At 38.0% G+C, this 15918-nt stretch carries 16 protein-coding genes, 1 tRNA gene and 1 pseudogene; 5 read left to right on the plus strand and 13 right to left on the minus strand.

The window, feature by feature from the left end; genetic code table 11:
- The 4 genes and pseudogenes from FXW07_RS16140 to FXW07_RS16155 all read left to right on the plus strand — a co-directional run.
- Positions 1 to 920 (plus strand): transposase (locus FXW07_RS16140; protein ID WP_229396359.1); only part of this gene is annotated, 920 nt, incomplete at its 5' end.
- Positions 921 to 1336: 416 nt separating this feature from the next.
- Positions 1337 to 1909 (plus strand): annotated as a pseudogene (locus tag FXW07_RS16145) (tetrahydromethanopterin S-methyltransferase subunit A); the annotation flags it as partial.
- A 270-nt stretch (positions 1910 to 2179) separates the two neighbouring features.
- Positions 2180 to 2362, plus strand: coding sequence for a hypothetical protein (locus FXW07_RS16150; protein ID WP_229396363.1), 183 nt, complete (start codon positions 2180 to 2182; stop codon positions 2360 to 2362).
- Positions 2307 to 2858, plus strand: a complete 552-nt coding sequence (locus FXW07_RS16155; RefSeq protein ID WP_229396365.1) for a GNAT family N-acetyltransferase — start codon at positions 2307 to 2309, stop codon at positions 2856 to 2858. The genes FXW07_RS16150 and FXW07_RS16155 overlap by 56 nt, the downstream gene beginning before the upstream one ends.
- Before the next feature lie 393 nt (positions 2859 to 3251).
- Here the strand turns inward: FXW07_RS16155 and FXW07_RS16160 are convergent, their stop codons facing one another.
- Together FXW07_RS16160 and FXW07_RS16165 are read right to left on the minus strand one after the other, a co-directional pair.
- Positions 3252 to 4880 carry an IS1634 family transposase gene (locus tag FXW07_RS16160; protein WP_229396367.1) on the minus strand — a complete coding sequence of 543 codons (1629 nt, stop codon included), beginning with the start codon at positions 4878 to 4880 and terminating at the stop codon, positions 3252 to 3254.
- A 398-nt stretch (positions 4881 to 5278) separates the two neighbouring features.
- Positions 5279 to 6046, minus strand: a complete 768-nt coding sequence (locus FXW07_RS16165; RefSeq protein ID WP_229396369.1) for a hypothetical protein — start codon at positions 6044 to 6046, stop codon at positions 5279 to 5281.
- A gap of 236 nt (positions 6047 to 6282) precedes the next feature.
- Here FXW07_RS16165 and FXW07_RS16170 point away from each other — a divergent pair, with 236 nt between their 5' ends.
- Positions 6283 to 6852 (plus strand): hypothetical protein, encoded by a 570-nt coding sequence (locus tag FXW07_RS16170; RefSeq protein ID WP_229396370.1) that lies wholly within the window; start codon positions 6283 to 6285, stop codon positions 6850 to 6852.
- Between the two features lie 521 nt (positions 6853 to 7373).
- Here FXW07_RS16170 and FXW07_RS16175 read toward each other — a convergent pair.
- The 11 genes from FXW07_RS16175 to priS form a co-directional block, all read right to left on the minus strand.
- Positions 7374 to 8438, minus strand: coding sequence for a NosD domain-containing protein (locus FXW07_RS16175; protein ID WP_229396372.1), 1065 nt, complete (start codon positions 8436 to 8438; stop codon positions 7374 to 7376).
- Positions 8439 to 8510: 72 nt separating this feature from the next.
- Positions 8511 to 9194 (minus strand): C39 family peptidase, encoded by a 684-nt coding sequence (locus FXW07_RS16180; protein ID WP_229396374.1) that lies wholly within the window; start codon positions 9192 to 9194, stop codon positions 8511 to 8513.
- Positions 9195 to 9363: 169 nt separating this feature from the next.
- Positions 9364 to 9447 (minus strand) — tRNA-Ser (locus FXW07_RS16185).
- Positions 9448 to 9570: 123 nt separating this feature from the next.
- Complete coding sequence (locus tag FXW07_RS16190; protein ID WP_229396376.1) at positions 9571 to 10944, minus strand: TIGR00375 family protein; 1374 nt, start codon at positions 10942 to 10944, stop codon at positions 9571 to 9573.
- A gap of 102 nt (positions 10945 to 11046) precedes the next feature.
- Complete coding sequence (locus FXW07_RS16195) at positions 11047 to 11817, minus strand: proteasome assembly chaperone family protein (protein ID WP_229396377.1); 771 nt, start codon at positions 11815 to 11817, stop codon at positions 11047 to 11049.
- A 9-nt stretch (positions 11818 to 11826) separates the two neighbouring features.
- The gene (locus FXW07_RS16200) at positions 11827 to 11982 is read right to left on the minus strand and encodes an RNA-protein complex protein Nop10 (protein WP_229396379.1); all 156 of its coding nucleotides are present in this window, start codon (positions 11980 to 11982) and stop codon (positions 11827 to 11829) included.
- Between the two features lie 6 nt (positions 11983 to 11988).
- Entirely contained in the window at positions 11989 to 12795 is an 807-nt protein-coding gene (locus FXW07_RS16205; RefSeq protein ID WP_229396381.1) for a translation initiation factor IF-2 subunit alpha, read from the minus strand.
- A gap of 73 nt (positions 12796 to 12868) precedes the next feature.
- Positions 12869 to 13057, minus strand: coding sequence for a 30S ribosomal protein S27e (locus FXW07_RS16210; RefSeq protein ID WP_011306561.1), 189 nt, complete (start codon positions 13055 to 13057; stop codon positions 12869 to 12871).
- A gap of 6 nt (positions 13058 to 13063) precedes the next feature.
- Positions 13064 to 13342 carry a 50S ribosomal protein L44e gene (locus tag FXW07_RS16215; protein ID WP_229396383.1) on the minus strand — a complete coding sequence of 93 codons (279 nt, stop codon included), beginning with the start codon at positions 13340 to 13342 and terminating at the stop codon, positions 13064 to 13066.
- A gap of 495 nt (positions 13343 to 13837) precedes the next feature.
- Positions 13838 to 14560: a DNA replication complex GINS family protein gene (locus tag FXW07_RS16220; RefSeq protein WP_229396385.1), complete on the minus strand. Its 723-nt coding sequence runs from the start codon at positions 14558 to 14560 to the stop codon at positions 13838 to 13840.
- Positions 14526 to 15770, minus strand: a complete 1245-nt coding sequence (gene priS, locus FXW07_RS16225; RefSeq protein WP_229396387.1) for a DNA primase catalytic subunit PriS — start codon at positions 15768 to 15770, stop codon at positions 14526 to 14528. The genes FXW07_RS16220 and priS overlap by 35 nt, the downstream gene beginning before the upstream one ends.
- Positions 15771 to 15918 lie beyond the last annotated feature (148 nt).

Here is a 15918-nt window from a genome sequence, read left to right on the forward strand (position 1 = left end):
GTGCAAGAGTCAATGGTGTCAATTATTATACTCAGATTCTTTGCAATCTTTATTATGCTGCTTATTTTACAGTTCCAAATAAGAACCGGGAAACCATTTTAGATGTGCTTTTATGTGGAAAAGAAAAAACGTACTGCTTTAATGAGGAAGCATTTGATCTAATGAAAACGTTTAATGTTTCCCAAAGATGGATAGAAAAGCTCTCTTCTTTAAAAAACAAAATATTCAGTGACGAGGAAATGCGTCGAAAACTGGATTGTATTTTTTTGCATGGTAGAAAAACTACTAAGAAGAAAGTTCTTGAAGCCGGTGCAATTGCGGCATATCATCAGATGACAAACATACCTGTGGTTACCACACTTTTGAGTGATGATGCACGTCAATTCAGGCAAATTGCATATCATCATGCTCTTTGCTGGATTCATGATGGTAGAAACTACAAGAAATTGAGGCCAGTAGTTCCTTATCATAGAGAAAAGCTGGAAGCTTTTCTGGACAGGTACTGGGACTTTTATGGTGAGCTTTGTAAGTTTAGAATAAAACCAGATTCAGAGGTAGCGGAGCAATTATCCATTAAGTTTGATCAGTTGTTTTCTACCAAAACAGGATATGAACAGCTGGATGAAAGAATCGCTAAGACGAAAGAGAACAAGGAACAGTTGTTAAAGGTACTGATTTTGCCAGAGATTCCGCTGCATAACAATGCAGCGGAACTGGCAGCAAGAGCAAAGGTCAGAAAAAGAGATGTGAGCCTTCAAACCATAACAGAGGAAGGAACAAAAGCAAATGATACATTTATGACGATTATTCAGACAGCAAAGAAACTGGGGGTAAGTGCATATCAGTACATATGCGATAGAGTCAGCAGTATATGTGAGATGCCATCTTTAGCTCAAATCATCAGAGAAAAAGCTCAGTGAGTGGAAATTGAGGGGTTTCCACTCAATTTGAAGAGGATACAAAGAATGTTATAACTGACACACTGTTAGCATCATCTGTGAGAGTCAAGTCTTGATCAGAATAGCCGAGAATATTACGACAGGCGGTCTGATAGTCACATGATAGTCACATGATAGCTACATGATAGCTACATGATAGTCACATGATAGTCGCATGATAGTCACTGTTGTAGTAATAAATTTGCTGCAGACCGGGCGTATAGCTGTTCAATCATACAGTATTCCATAAAATTATTATGTTAAATTGAGGTCAGGAAATATTAAGAGCCTGTCTTAAAATCAAATTTAATTTTACAGGGACAGGACTTTCGCATTTAACTGAATGATAAATTCCAATGGAAATCTGTTATAGATTATAGAAGCAAAACGAGGAGCAAAACGTTATGGAATGGCCTATAACTTCCGGTAACTACGTAATAGGAGACACAAATTCGAGTGTAGCTGTGGTAACTCTTGCCTCTGACTATAAGGCATGGGGACTTAAGAACTATGCAATCTGCGGGACCTGTTTTACTGCAAACTTTGGGATTGAAAAGATAATAACCAATGTGCTTGCAAACCCAAACATAAACTACCTGGTCGTCTGCGGAGCAGAAAGCGCCCACTGGGCAGGTCAGTCCCTGGTCTCGCTTTCCGAAAATGGAGTTTCCACAATGGCAGGTTCAAGAAAAATAATCGGCTCAAAATCCCCTCTGTCCTACTTAAATGAAATTCCCATGACTGCAATCTCCCGTTTTATCAAGGAAATAAAAATCATAGACCTGATCGGAAATAAAGACCCTGCCACCATCCAGAAGGCAATCGATTCCTGCACCGACCAGAAAAGAAGCGAAGCTCTCATCGTCTCAATGCCCGAAATAGATGGAAATAGCTGGAGAAAATACGAGCATATAGTAAAAAATAATATGATGTCAAAAATAAAGAAAGGGCAAACAGAGGGTTGCTTTTAATTCTTCAATCTCTTTTTTAAATTTATCTTAAAACGTCTCTCCACGCCCGCATGCTGCGGAGCAGAAGATATCGGGTAGTCACTGGAAGAAAAAGAAGCAAAAAGAGAATTGGCAGTTGTCATAAAAAGCGTATTATAAATGCACAATGTTAGCGGCATCTATGCTTGTAATTAAGTTAATAAGTCCTTGTAAGTTAGTTATAAATAAAGCTGACTACTAACTAATGAAATAAGGTTTATGAAATAAGGTTTATGAAATAAGGTAGAATTAATGGCAAAACCAGTTGAGTTAGGTTTAGTCCTTGAAGGAGAGGATGCAAAACGATTCATCGAATATGATGACAACCCAGAAGCATCACCTTTAGTCTTATCTATGATTGCCGAAGGCAGGGAATTATATGAGAAAAACGAGCGAAAAGTCAGAGAACTTAAAGCACGCAAATCTCGACAATGAACTTATTGTACTGCCTCTCGATGAAGCTGACGATCTTTCTTTTTTTAACTGCAACAGTGAAGAGTTAAATGATTTTTTAAAGACTAATGCCCTTTTAGATCAAAATAATTTAGTCAACCGAACACGATTATGTTTTTGCAATGGTTCTCTGGCCGGATTCTATTCTCTAGCAGCCGATACAATTGAAACCAAAAACGTAATCGATGGAATCGAATCTTACACATATCGAAAATATCCAGCGGTTAAAATTGCAAGACTGGCGGTAGATTCCAGGTTCGAAAGATGTGGGATAGGAACTTTTTTAATGAAAATTATTCTGGCTCAAGTGGTATCTATTTGTGATAATATAGGCTGTAGATATCTCCTGGTGGACTCCAAAATAGAGTCGACAGGCTTCTATGAAAAATTTGAATTTAAAGTTGCAGAGAAAAATAAAAAAACCGATTTTGTCCCGATGTACCTTAACATGCAGCCATATGTACGAAAAGAAAACTAGTATATCGATTCTCAACTATATATAATAAGGAAATAAACACAGTTTATGACGTAAATATTATTTAAAAGTCCCATGGAATTTTGTAACACGGAAAACGCAGCCTGTCGCAGAGTGATTCGATCTGGATACTACAACCACGGAAAGCACGGAAGAAACACGTCTTTACTACTGATTTCCTTGTCTTCCGTGCTTTCCGTGGTTTTCAAAAAATTCATTTCTGACATACTTTGGAATCGATGCACTAGTATAAAATAGAAAGAGTTAATTCATATTATTTTATAATGGACATGCTCATAATTATTGAAAAAATATGTCATACCAACGTGAAAATAAATGGTTATCTCAGAATTAGGGTTAGGCTTCTTAAAACCTAGCTTCGGCAGGTTAACGCAACTAGATATATATCTTTTCATATTCCTCCCCCATGAGACTCAATATTTTCCAGTGAATTTCTTCCATATTCAGTATTTCTGACTTTGTTTTCCCTTTTTTCTGCGTTATAAGTTCTGTAATTCCTTGAAACTTGAAAAATATCCATCTCATTGTTGGTTTTTTTGTTGGTTTCCCTTTTTGATCTGGAACCGTTTCATTTTCTTCTTCTAACTTTGTCCTTAATTTCCATTCTGCAATTGCATAAATCATTAAGCAGAGAACCATTATCATTGTCAACGCTTCAATCCTTGATTTATTCTTGAGATACACCTTCGATATGCTAAAGGTATCACTTTTCAAAAATCGGAATCCTTTTTCTACTTTATCCTGTTCTTTGTAATACTTCAGCATCTCTTCAGGAGAAAGACTGATATCATTACTTGCAAGAATGAAAAGTCCCATTTTTTCCATTTCTTTTAAAACAAAAGCATCATTAACCTTTATAATTCCATCAATCCTGTAAAATGTCTTTAATTTCTCATCTTTAGAAATTCTGCCTCTTTTACCTGCTTCACGTTTTTTAATGGTTTTCAAATCTACTTTTTCAAAAAGAACAGAAGGGAAATCTTCAATCCATTTTTCTGCTGCTTTTAATGCATCTTCTTCACAGAAAAAGTCATCTCCTACCAGCTTTTTAAGCGACTTTTCTGCTTTTTCAAGCTCTTTTTCAAGCTTCCTTCTGAGAGTTACCTCTTTTTTTTCTTTCATTTTATGAGAGAGTAACAAAATCCACTTTTGTTTAACTCCACCATAATCCACAAAGGTTTGATAAAATGAGTATCTTTCGTCGCTTTTCAACGTTTTCAGGTTTAGATTTGCAGTTAGCAGTTCCTTTGCTTCATTAATTGTTGCAGGAACACGACTTATCCAGAATGACTTTCCTATGTTCTTGATATTATTGTCAGTGTAAAAAGAACTATCAGCTACATAGTACACTTTGCTTTCAGGGCTTAAAGCTGATTTGAGAGACTTGATTGCTTCCATAATTGTGCTTTTGTCTGAAGCATTCCCTGAATGGGTGTTCATGAAAAGTGGTATCCCATGCTGATTAACAATCAAGCTCAAAACAAATTGTTTGAGGTCCCATCTTCCGTTTTTTGGTATTCCAAAAGTAATATCAATATACTCAGTTTCTTCGTCTTCATAATCGCCATAAACGCTGACACTTGTAGTGTCAGCGTGTAAACAATGGACAGGAATAGGTAGACGATTCATAATGTGAAGAGTGATTTCCGTAAACAGTTTTGTAGGACCATACTTTACGATTCTGTCAAGAGTTTCTCCAATAGCATATTGATTCAGGTCTTCTTGTGTGACGCTGTCTCCAAAAAGTCTTCCTATAGAAATAGTTCTGAAATAATCAGGAAAAAGGTACAGACGTTGCCCTATGAAACCAAGACCATTGAGTACCATGGCAAGGATACAGACAGAGTGAGGAACCTTGTGATCTCGTTCTTTAGGAAGTTTCTCATCGATCAATTTGTCAACTTCAAGCTCGCGGAAAACTCCAGCAATGAGACCAAGGTGACCTAAGAAGCTTGTACGTTTTATTGAGGATTCAACTCTTCTAATGTTGTTTTTATCTGCCATGGAAGATCAAGAAAAGAGATATAAAAATTAATTATATTAAATTATATGTTTACCTGCCGAAGATAGGCTAATAGAATTTTTGCATTTGATATTCGGGTTATCGGTGTAAACAAGCAAATTCCTATAGTTATTGAAATGATTGAGGAAACAAACACATAGGCAATTGTGGAAAAATCGGCCTGAAATTGGTAATTTTCATATAATAATCAAGTGATAAAACAGAAACAACATTTTTTATATTACGACTTTTGACAAAGTTATCTTAGTTCTGCATACTAAAGGTATTTTGTAATTTTTCAGAAATCTGAAACTTTTAGAACATCTATAGGTTATACAGCAAAATCGAAGTATTATCTCATAGTCAATATCATCAAAAAGTATAGAGTAAAAAAGTTACATTATTCTTGATCATTGCAGTCAGTTATTTTCATGATTTCAGATTTTTTATTTTCAGGATAATCAATTTTCCGCTGAATTCTTCCACCCTGAGCTAAAATCCAACTAACATGCCCTCCGTCTAAAGTATATTGCACAGGTAGAGACAAAAGTTTCATTTCTTCTGTTGTTAACTCTCTCATAGGTATTCCCGCAAGACCCATCCCGACGAGACTATTTTGTAATAATCCATATTTGAAGGAATCGAATTGATCCTTTAAGTTGTTTATAGACTGTAATAACACAGTTGTGTCATTCGATAAAACTTGATCATTTAGTAATTTTGCGGGTTCTATACTTAATGAATGAATTAAAGAATTTTCCTTATTATCCTGAGATTCATATGTGTTTTTTAGTGTTTCTGCAATTAAATTAACAGATACATTTATTTGATCAACCCTTAAATTTTCATTGTAATCAAGGCATCTTAATCCATCAATGTCAAAAATACGCGGAGTGATCAAATCCTTAATTAAAGTAACAGGTTTGTTAAAAGATTGTCTTATTCCGAGTTCAAACAGAACATTTGGATTTTGACCACTTAGATCACATATAGCCATTGGTGAAACTAATAGTCTTTTTAGTATATCTTTAACAATAAAATTTGTATTTTTTATATCATCAGACCTTATAGGAACAAATCCAGCTAAGGAACATGCTGGTTTAATCAAATATTCATAAACTATTTTGAAGTGCCCATTTTCATAGGGTGGTTTATCAGTAATAGGCATAATCACAAAACACTCTTTTATACCTACAATGTCTCTTTTGTTACTGATTTTAATACTGGAATCATTACTTTTGGGTATGTGTATCACCGCATGAAATTTGTTAGCTAAATATTAATAAAACTGTGTAAATGTGTCTTTTATGTATTGGGCCATGTACATAGAAATAGGGATGGAACCCTTATTTAGATAAAAGTAATTTAGTAATCTTTAAATTTTCTTAAAAACAACACATATAAATGGATTCTACAGCATTTATGAATTTTACTTTTTTATCAGAAATTTACTCTTATTCAATAATTGATTGGTTCAAACTTTTAGGGGCTATTATTGCTTATCTACTTTTAATATTGAGATTAAAAGACTACTATCAGGACCGAATAATGTTAGAAACAGATATTAAATCAGCTAAATTTTCTACAGCACCTCTTACGGCATATCACACAGGAGGCACTAGGATTGAATTTTTAGTCGATATACGAAACAAAGGTAAACAACCTACTAGTATATCAAAGGTAAGCTTTTTTTCAGACAATCTGGATTTTAATGATCTCGAGTTATGTAACGCAAGTAGTTTTTCTCAATTTGGCGGACCTTCTCCCTATTTTAAACCTATCAGAGTCAATGCCAATGACAGGATTCATCAGGCTTTTGTTCTAAGCAAAGGTAACTGGTTGGAAGGTTGGAACGAATTAAATTGTACTATAAAATTCGAAACAAGCCATAAAACAATCACGAAAAAAATTACAGTAACTAAAGAGGATAGCGATCTTAACATATATCAGCATTTAGCATTTGACAGTAAATAAAGTTCCGAAATGATACTTTTTAATCAATCAAAGAGCTATTGAAGGCTTTAAGAAACATTGATATGAATCATATAGTGATGTTTTGGCGGAATTAAAGTATCTGGCAGTGTATCATTTTTTCAGTAAAATTACAAGAGAAGCTAAACCGGAAAAATACACAGGTTTTGTAATAAAACCTGTGCGTAATTGAAAAGAGGATTTACAGAAAGATTAGAGCACTACCCGATTAGGCAGTGTTGCGAATTTGCTGTAAATTCAAAGTTCATTTTTTGTGTACTGATTATAGTTCCGTTCTTTTGATATTAGATTTTCAAACTACCAACTTTTTAAGATTTATGATTTTACAGAAAAATCAGCACATTGCCGAATCAATAGCTTAATTGTAACAAAAATGGGGGACTATTCCGTAGAAGAAATTATAAAATCAGATGAACTTCTAAAATCGTGTCAAACTGATTTGAGCTAAAAATGGGATGGATTGACAATACCAATTAGTGAGTACTGTCAAACTTAGGCTTTAATTATATGGTTCGTGGTTCACCTGCGTTAAGTATCTCACCTTCCAATGTATTATTTCCACTGTTCAAAGCGATATTTGTACTGTTTAAAACGTCATATACTACTCTAAATTCAGTATTCGAATCTCCAATATTACCTTTTAATGTGTTATTTTGAGAATCGACAAGATTAACTGAATATGAATATCCACGTCTCACAATAGTATTATTCAAAACTTTATTATTATTTGAGTTAACGAGACTAAGGCTGAAATAGTTATACAAAATTGAGTTATTATTTAGCTCATTATAAGAAGATTTAATGAATCTCACACCGTCCCATAACTTCGATACGGTGTTACTCATTAATTTATTATTATCAGACTCTTCAAGATAAATTCCTGTTGCATTATTCTCTGATCCAACAAATATTCCAACACCTAAAATATCATTATTTCTTAATTGGTTGTTATCAGAATTTTTTAGATAAATTCCAAGTGAATTGTTATTCACTTCATTCTTTTCCAGGATGTTCCTATTTGAATCATTAAGGCAAACTCCATAATTGTTATGACTTAGTTTATTTCCAGTTATGTTGCCATCAGACCCACTACAATATATGCCGGATCTACCCTGTGACCCAGTTATATTGAAGCCGCTGATTGTCACATTATCCGCAGTTATGTGGAGTACATCTTTTTCAGGGTCAGCCGCCTGAATAACAGCATATGTGGATTCTCCTTCATTTGAGCTTATAACCTTCAGCGGTTTGTCTACAACCAAATTCTCCTTATATAATCCTGGGTAAACAATAACGGTGCCACCGGAATTTACAGAATTGATTGCATTCTGTATTGAATCTCCTGGGTAGATCTCAACATCTATTGGATTATTGTCAATGTTATCAAGATTTTTTTTTACTGGCTCTCCAGAATGCAAGTCAGCATTTGTTGAATTGTTGCTAATATTGTCAAGATATTTTTCGGGATGTATTTCACTATACTTTGCATTGAAAGTATAAAGTATCGAAGCGATAAAAATTAACAATAATATAATTATTAATTTTTTATTAATTCGTGAGAGATCCATAGTTACCTATCCCAAAAAAGTTATAGAGGGTGATTAAGTCCTCATCCTCGTTGCTGCTACATCATCCCAATTTCAAAAAGTAATATAATGAATCTTCATATCCAACCCATCATGTATGTAAACATAAACTCTTGAACCCACTTTTTTATAACCCATACATGTAACAGCGTGGTCTCCGTAGCGGTTGGAATTCCCACTTCCTACTCCACCGTTATACATGGACAAAACAAATGGTCTATTTGCATCAATTTCTGATGTAACCTCAGACTTAGACAAACTATCATCGAATACACTATTAAAATTTTTATATCCATGATTCTTGCAAACTTTTTCTATACCCTCGTCAATCATATCTGGATGTGACTGCCCATCATTAGTCCACATCGCCGTTGCCAGTTCTTTTATGAGAGTATTGCCACTTGGAAGTTTAGAATAACCATGAGTGTCCCAATATCCCAAAACCATAGCATCTGCAGCGGGAGCGCAACCGCGAACATTGGCTAGATAATAAGGAACACCAGAGATAGTTTTTAAAATACCAGTAGCTTGGATTGAAAAGTCATTTGCTTGACTTGATTCCATCTCTACTTTATCCGTTTTTTCGGTCATTTGACTTTCTAAGTCACTCCATGCTTCTTCTATTTCATCACTCTCAATTGTTTTTATTTTATGTTTGCTGGTAGAAAAAACATTTTCAGTATCTTCACTTATTGCATCTTTGCTTATTATTTCTGATGTAACGAGGTCTAGATTCATAATGTTACATATGAAATAGTTTTGAAAAGCTTTTTTATTTGTGTTGAAGGCGCTGCCTGATAATTATTTTTAAGACAAAATGTATAAAATGAATTATTTTAAAGAAACAAGTTATAAAAATGGGTTTTTTGCTCGAGAGGTGTCAATCGAGCTTTAATTTGACAAATAACGCCCAGGGCAGGATTTGAACCTGCGCTCCCCCAAAGAGGAAACGGTTTTCGAGACCGTCGCCTTACCACTAGACTACCTGGGCATTTTGTTTTAAAGTAAGAATATTTCCGGGCGCAACCCGACGTATTTAATGCAACGTGTTTCAGATGCAGGGTAGTGAATATACTTTCTTTCTTATATATCTTATTATCCTCTAACCTATATATTAAAAATCGAAAAGTGAACTCTGGCCTGCATCATCCGGTTCCCTATTATTTGATTCTTGATAATCCGGCCTTTCTTTTTCGGTTTCGCCGGGTTTTTTCCGGAGATTTTTTTCTCTCTTTTTTTCAGGTTTGCTTGATTTCGCGGGATTTATCTCTTCAAGATCTGCAAATGAAAGCTGTCCTGTTTGCCGGATTTCTTCATTTTTCAGGTTTTCAGGCAACTCAAGCCAGCCGTACTGGCCACCTCCACCGGGATGGATTATGACATTGCCTTTCCTGAAAGCCAGGATCGCATTTACTACCCTGTCGTCACCCACGACCTTCAGGTCTTCAGGCTCGGAGTAAATAAGAGCTTTGACTTCGTTCCCAAAGCGTTCTATAAGTTTATTCCAGGCCGTTTGTACGCCTTTTGTCTGAACGCTTGCATGGCCGAGCGCCATCTGGATAATCTCGGCAAGAGGAATGAGATGGAGGTAAGGAGGACGGTATTCAGGATGCTCTGGTTCTTTAAAGTCTGCGAGTTCATTAACGCGGTCGAAAACCCCTTTCTTTATGACGCCTCCGCAGACAGGACAGCGCCACTTATTTTCAACGGCTTCGGGCAGCGGATACTGAGTAAAACACTTAATGCAAGCTGACCGGTTGTACTTGCCCTCTTCGGGAAAAAAACCCACATTCAGAGTAGCTTTATACCCCTGTTCCCTTAGTATGGCTTTTTTCAAGCCGTCAAAGGTAAGCTCAGGCATATCAAACTGCGTAAATTCCCTTGCCAGTTTATTGGTCGAAGGGGAATGAGCATCGGAATTCGAAAGAAAAGTCAGGCGGTGAAGGTCCTGGATTCTGTCTGCATAATCACTGTCTGCACTCAGGCCAAGCTCCAGGAAAGAAATATAATCTGTCATATCTCCATAACAACTTTTAAGGCTGTCATGGTAGCCGTAAAGTGCAGTCCAGGGAGTAAAGGCATGGCAGGGGCCGATAAGAGCTCCAATGTCTTTTGCAATTTCTGCAATTTCAGTGCCATCCAGCCTGACACTCGGGCGGCCGTCGGCTTCAAGGTTGCCGAAAGGAGCAATGCGTTCGACCAGTTCTTCAGCCTTTGAAATCGAGGGTAAAATAAGGAGATGGTGTACGCGGTTTCTGTCTTCTATCTCGGTAGTTGGGATGAAATAAATCTCATCTATGCGGATTTCTTCATCTGAAACAGATACTCTTTTGATCTCTTCTAGCCACTTCGGATGAGTGCAGTCTGCAGTACCGATTAATTCCATCCCTTTTTTTGAAGCCTCCCTGGCAATCGTCGGCAGTTCCATTTTTCTGGAAGATGCCATGGAGTACTTTGAATGGAGATGGAGGTCTGTATTGACTTTCATTTCCTTCCCTTTACCGGAAAATCCAACATTTAGTGCTCACTTTAATTAGATAGCTTTAGATTGAAACTCACATTTAATTCTCTGGTTATCTCTAAGGCCATATCATCCTATATAGCGCAGGTCTTCTTCGGTAGGTTTAACTTCCTGGATTGTCTGCTGCTCTTCTTTTTCCTTTAGCTTTTCAAGGATGCTTTCCATTTCCTCGGCCTTTTTCTCAAGAGACTCCATATTCACTTCAATTCCAAACATTTTACAGAGTACTTTTAGAAGAGACTGGGCGCTTTTAGGGTCCATTAAATATCCTGGGGTCATACCCATAAGGCAGGCAGCATCAATACCTCGCATCTTGCTGAAAGCCACAAGCAAGCCCGACGCTCCAACTATGCCTCCGCTAGGTTCGGATTCCTTGAACTCTACCCCATACTCTTTGATCTCTTCGATCATTTTCGTGTTATTGGCGACCCCAAGGACGGTTTCCTCATAGGTCAATTTACCTGTGGGATACCCTCCGAGCGTGTAAATCTTCTTCACTCCAAACTCTTCTGCAATGTCAAGATAAAGCGAACAGAGTTCATAATGTCCCTGTGAAGTTGTACTCTGATGATCTCCCACAAGGAAAAGGATGTCATTCTCCTTTGCTTTTGCGTAGTATATAGTGTTGCTTACCGGACGAACCGTACAGTCTTTATTGACCAGGACCTGAGGTGGAAAATGCGGAGAATAAACTTCTACTATTTTTTCAGCCCCAAGTTCGTCTACCAGATGCTCTGCCACTAACTTGCCTACGAGTCCTACTCCTGGAAGTCCCACTACAAGGATTGGAGTTTTGAATTCAAGATTTTCTTTCAGGCGGACAAGTGTACTTTGTTGCATAACAATTCCTTATCCTTTCTTTGACATTCTGCGGTACCTGCCATAAGGGTCCTTAGGAGAAAAGCGAGCCGGAATTGGGGAGAAAGTTTTTCCTCCACAACCCGGACAAATTTCCCTTAAAGTGTACCTGCCGCAATTTTTGCATTTGCGGATCTTTTGTCCCAAAGGGTATCACGCCTTTGCTGATTCGATATGCCGCTTGAAGGTCCCATGTCCGCCAAGTTTGGTAATACTATCGACTGCTGTCTGGGCAGATTTTTTAAGGACTGATTCAGCTTTCTTGTAATCAGGAGCAATTACCTTAATTCGGTATCTTGGAGCCCCTGTGTAACTTATTTCGAGCCTTATGTCTTTTCCATCAACGTCATTGATAGAATTTGCAGCACTGAGAGCTTGCTTTATGACCTCTATCCCATTTGGAAGGTTACAGGTCAGATCCACATAGCCTGCAATGTCTACAAAAGGCAGTTTGATGTTTTCCCCTGCGATTTTGATAATACTCTTTAAATATTTCTTATTGACTTTAACTCCTTTGAAGGCTCTCTCCCCTTCGATGGCAGCTTCTTCAAAGGCTGTATATGCACTTCCGAACTCTTCTACGAGTTTTTCGTGCAAAGTTTCCAGGGTAGTTTCATCGGGATTTGTCTCTTCAGCCACGAACTGGAGCCATTTGGCGGCTTTTTGTTCATTTTTCCATTCCTGGATTTTAGCGCGCCTCTGGTGCTCGTTTACATCTTTCAATGAAAGGTCTATGTGGCCACGGGAAGGGTCCACGTTAAGAACCTTGCAGACTATCTTCTGTCCTTCCCTGACGTAGTCCCTGACGTACTTGACCCAGCCTGCTTTTATTTCGGAGATGTGGATAAAACCTTCTCTTCCTCCGAACTCCTCAAGCTCGACATAGGCTCCGAAATCTGTTACATTCTTTACAGTACAAACAACAAATTCTCCGACTTCGGGCCAGTTATCGTTTCCCATTAGCACCACTTCTCAAATTTTATATTTTTATTACCTGTTACTCTAATACTATAAAGCGCTTTTACCTGTCCGGTTATTCAAGCACTTCCAGAATGTGAGTAGTAATTGTCGATTTTCCACCGGTTGGTTCGGCAAGGGTCCTTCCACAGACAACGCAGGTGATTTTACGGCTGGCACTCCCGAATATAATCTGTTCGTTTTCGCAGTCGTTGCACTTTACGCGCAGGAACCTGCTTTTTGGCCTCTGGATATAATCTACCATTTTATCTTACTCCTTAAACTCAAATTTCTTTGCCCTGAAACAGGGTCTCTGGTAGGCTTTTTTACATACTGTACAGCGGTATCTGAGCCAGATGCGCTTTGTGGGTTTATCGCCACCGGGCACCTTGGAGAATTTTCCACTGTTTCCAATTCCTTGCTGTCTATTCTTCTGTCTTGCAATGTGAGTCATGGATGAAGCCTGACCCTTCTTTACCCTTTCAACCACGATTTCCTGATGGGTTTTACAGTAAGGGCAGTAACTCCTGAACTTCTTTGGAATCCTCATTATTTACACCTTTTTAATGATTATTGGTATTCAGCTTGCCTTCTCCGTCTTTTGCGGAAAGGCACTATTACTCATATGGAATAATACGTATGGCGTTACGTATGGCGTTTAGATCCTGGGAAGATCTTATTTGGGAAGCCTTTGATTGGATGAACTTGATATTTTTCAGACCTCTTTCGTTCTTGATATTACGATTGGAAATCTTCTATCAAGGCGAGGTCACAGAGTTTACCAGGTTAAGCTACTACTAGTTTTTGCTCAAGCTTTTTCTTAAAACGCTGTGCTAAGAAGGTTAAGCTAGTTTTTGCTCAAACTTTTTCTTAATAAGCCTGGTAATAACAAGGTTAAGGTACACAAATATAGCTACACATATAAATACTCATACTATTACCTGATAGGCTTTCCGGCCTTCATGGCTTAGTTTAGAATCTCCAACACTTTAAACTGCCTTCTGTCTTCTTTCTCAAGCCAAAACAAGCTGTAAATCTCAGGAAATTAATTTTCTCCAGGAAATGAGTCTTTTCCCGAGTCTTCCTGTCCGACAATCAGTTTAGCTGCATTCCGCTTTATCAGCCCTGTAGCATTGAGCTGCGGCAAAACAACGACTTCTTCTGCACTGACAGTATAATTCCGGCCGTCTGCGCCTGTGAAGGTAGGCAGATCCTTCAGTATTCGGACAACAACGTATTCCTCATTTATATTGTTTTTGTCTGGGATTAATCCTGTTTCCCCTCTGGCTGCAATGCCAGGAATTCCCATTTTTGCTTTTGTTTTCCCCTTAAAACCGGCAGGGATTTGTCTTTCCACAATTTCAGGCCAGACTGCAGTATTCTCGGAACCAGGGTAAAGGATAGGGCCTAAGAGTTCGGTTTTTGCGGCTTTAATTTCTTGCAGTACAAGATCATAAAGCTTCTTTTCTACAGGAAGTAATTTTTCGATGTCTTTTGAAATAGGTTTATTCGCATTAGACTGAATTGTTGCCCTGGTTATAACCTTTCCTATCCGTTTCATGAAGATAGTCTCAAGGTCCGAAAGTGCTCTTTCATGCTCGTCGTGAAGCATTTTGAACTCAGGAGAACGGGAATTGTCAACTTTTTTAATATCCTCTTCAAGTTTCCGGACATATTTCTCAGCCTCCAGGTAAAAATCAGCTGGAATTGTCTTTAATGTCTGGTTTTTTTCCTTAAACAGGACCTGGCTGATTTCTTCTATGTCCATACTCAGCAACACCTCTACAAATTAAGTACACTGCTGCATACTCAGGAATCTCCTGTATGCCCTCTTCTACTTTTAAGTCCTTGCCCTTTAGCTGCACCGAAAAAGGTTTTAAAACCGTTACCTTTACCGGTCTTTCGCCAAAGACAACAGCATCGGTAAGTGGGTCAAACTTCTCTAACTCGGATAAGGCAAGTTTCTTTACCAGCATCCCTGATCCGCCGTGTAATGAGCCCGGCACCCGGATCAAACGTTTGATGTCTGCAGTCACTGGTTCATCAACACTGGCCCCGAATCTATGCAGGAAATCTTCGACAGACTCTCTCATAAAATAGGCAGCAATATCTTTAAAGTTTCTGACGTCAAAGTCAAGCCTTCCTTTCTCCAGGATATCCTTTAAGCCATTTTCGCTATTTGTAAGACTGATTAGCTTTTTTACTGCAGTATCCCCGACTTTCTCATACCTGCGAAGTTCGGGAAACATATCTTTTTTGTACCTTTTCCCACATTCAGCTTTCATATAATCCGTAAGATAAAGCGCAATCCTTCTTCCCCAGCCTGAATCATATCCCACAAGTGTGCATTTAAAAGGCACGTTTTTCATTCCTTTAAATGTCTTTGAGCCGGCCCCGAATTCTCCATCCATAGCAACTTCCCTGAAAAAATATTTAAAGTCAAGATCTCTCCCGCTGAGATAATTTACGATTTCCCTTCTTTCAGCACTTCCAAGCTTCAGGACTTTTGGGCTTCTGACATGGAAATGATACCCTCTTCCTCCGGAGAATACCAGCTCAATCTCCTGTTCCGAAAACCCGAAATCATCTAAAAGGAAGTCCATGAGCTTGAAACTTTCCTTCTTTACAAGCTCCAGCATATCCGCGTAGTTTCTCGGGGCATCTGGAAGGTGGTCTGCATCAAGGTCAAAAATCAATTCTGCCCCTAGCCAGTTCTTCTCATTCATTTTCCGCGCATCAGGATATTCGTAATACGCAGTTGAATTGTAAACATGCGCAGGAGCCATACCGTAAAGATAGTCAAGAGCTTCTCCGGGTGAGCCGAAGGCCTTGTGCCTGTGCATCATCTTATCAGGCATATCGTCAAAGAAGATAAAAGCCCACTCTCTGTTAGGCAGGTGGTCAGGAAGACCTATTTCGGCATTTTTGTAATATTTCTGGAAGCGAGTTTTCAAAAAGCGGGCAGTTCGATTATCCATGATTTCAGGGCTTCTGGAGTTTTGGATCTTAATTTAGGGATTCTTATGAGAGGTGTAGATTAGAGACTCTGACCAGATATTATGATTTATGGATTTTGACCAGATATTATGATTTATGGATTCTGACAAGATTATGGTTTATGGATTA

Origin of the sequence: Methanosarcina sp. DH1 (genome assembly GCF_020804205.1) — an archaeon.
Lineage (GTDB): Archaea > Halobacteriota > Methanosarcinia > Methanosarcinales > Methanosarcinaceae > Methanosarcina > Methanosarcina vacuolata.

Bases quoted from the DNA above. Each gene is read 5' to 3' on its own strand.
- FXW07_RS16150 (WP_229396363.1), top strand. From the start codon at position 2,180: ATGGCAAAACCAGTTGAGTTAGGTTTAGTCCTTGAAGGAGAGGATGCA.
- FXW07_RS16175 (WP_229396372.1), bottom strand. From the start codon at position 8,438: ATGGATCTCTCACGAATTAATAAAAAATTAATAATTATATTATTGTTA.
- FXW07_RS16220 (WP_229396385.1), bottom strand. From the start codon at position 14,560: ATGGACATAGAAGAAATCAGCCAGGTCCTGTTTAAGGAAAAAAACCAG.
- FXW07_RS16215 (WP_229396383.1), bottom strand. From the start codon at position 13,342: ATGAGGATTCCAAAGAAGTTCAGGAGTTACTGCCCTTACTGTAAAACC.
- FXW07_RS16170 (WP_229396370.1), top strand. From the start codon at position 6,283: ATGGATTCTACAGCATTTATGAATTTTACTTTTTTATCAGAAATTTAC.
- FXW07_RS16205 (WP_229396381.1), bottom strand. From the start codon at position 12,795: ATGGGAAACGATAACTGGCCCGAAGTCGGAGAATTTGTTGTTTGTACT.
- FXW07_RS16165 (WP_229396369.1), bottom strand. From the start codon at position 6,046: ATGCCTATTACTGATAAACCACCCTATGAAAATGGGCACTTCAAAATA.
- FXW07_RS16195 (WP_229396377.1), bottom strand. From the start codon at position 11,817: ATGCAACAAAGTACACTTGTCCGCCTGAAAGAAAATCTTGAATTCAAA.
- FXW07_RS16190 (WP_229396376.1), bottom strand. From the start codon at position 10,944: ATGAAAGTCAATACAGACCTCCATCTCCATTCAAAGTACTCCATGGCA.
- FXW07_RS16155 (WP_229396365.1), top strand. From the start codon at position 2,307: ATGAGAAAAACGAGCGAAAAGTCAGAGAACTTAAAGCACGCAAATCTC.
- FXW07_RS16210 (WP_011306561.1), bottom strand. From the start codon at position 13,057: ATGGTAGATTATATCCAGAGGCCAAAAAGCAGGTTCCTGCGCGTAAAG.
- FXW07_RS16180 (WP_229396374.1), bottom strand. From the start codon at position 9,194: ATGAATCTAGACCTCGTTACATCAGAAATAATAAGCAAAGATGCAATA.
- FXW07_RS16160 (WP_229396367.1), bottom strand. From the start codon at position 4,880: ATGGCAGATAAAAACAACATTAGAAGAGTTGAATCCTCAATAAAACGT.
- priS (WP_229396387.1), bottom strand. From the start codon at position 15,770: ATGGATAATCGAACTGCCCGCTTTTTGAAAACTCGCTTCCAGAAATAT.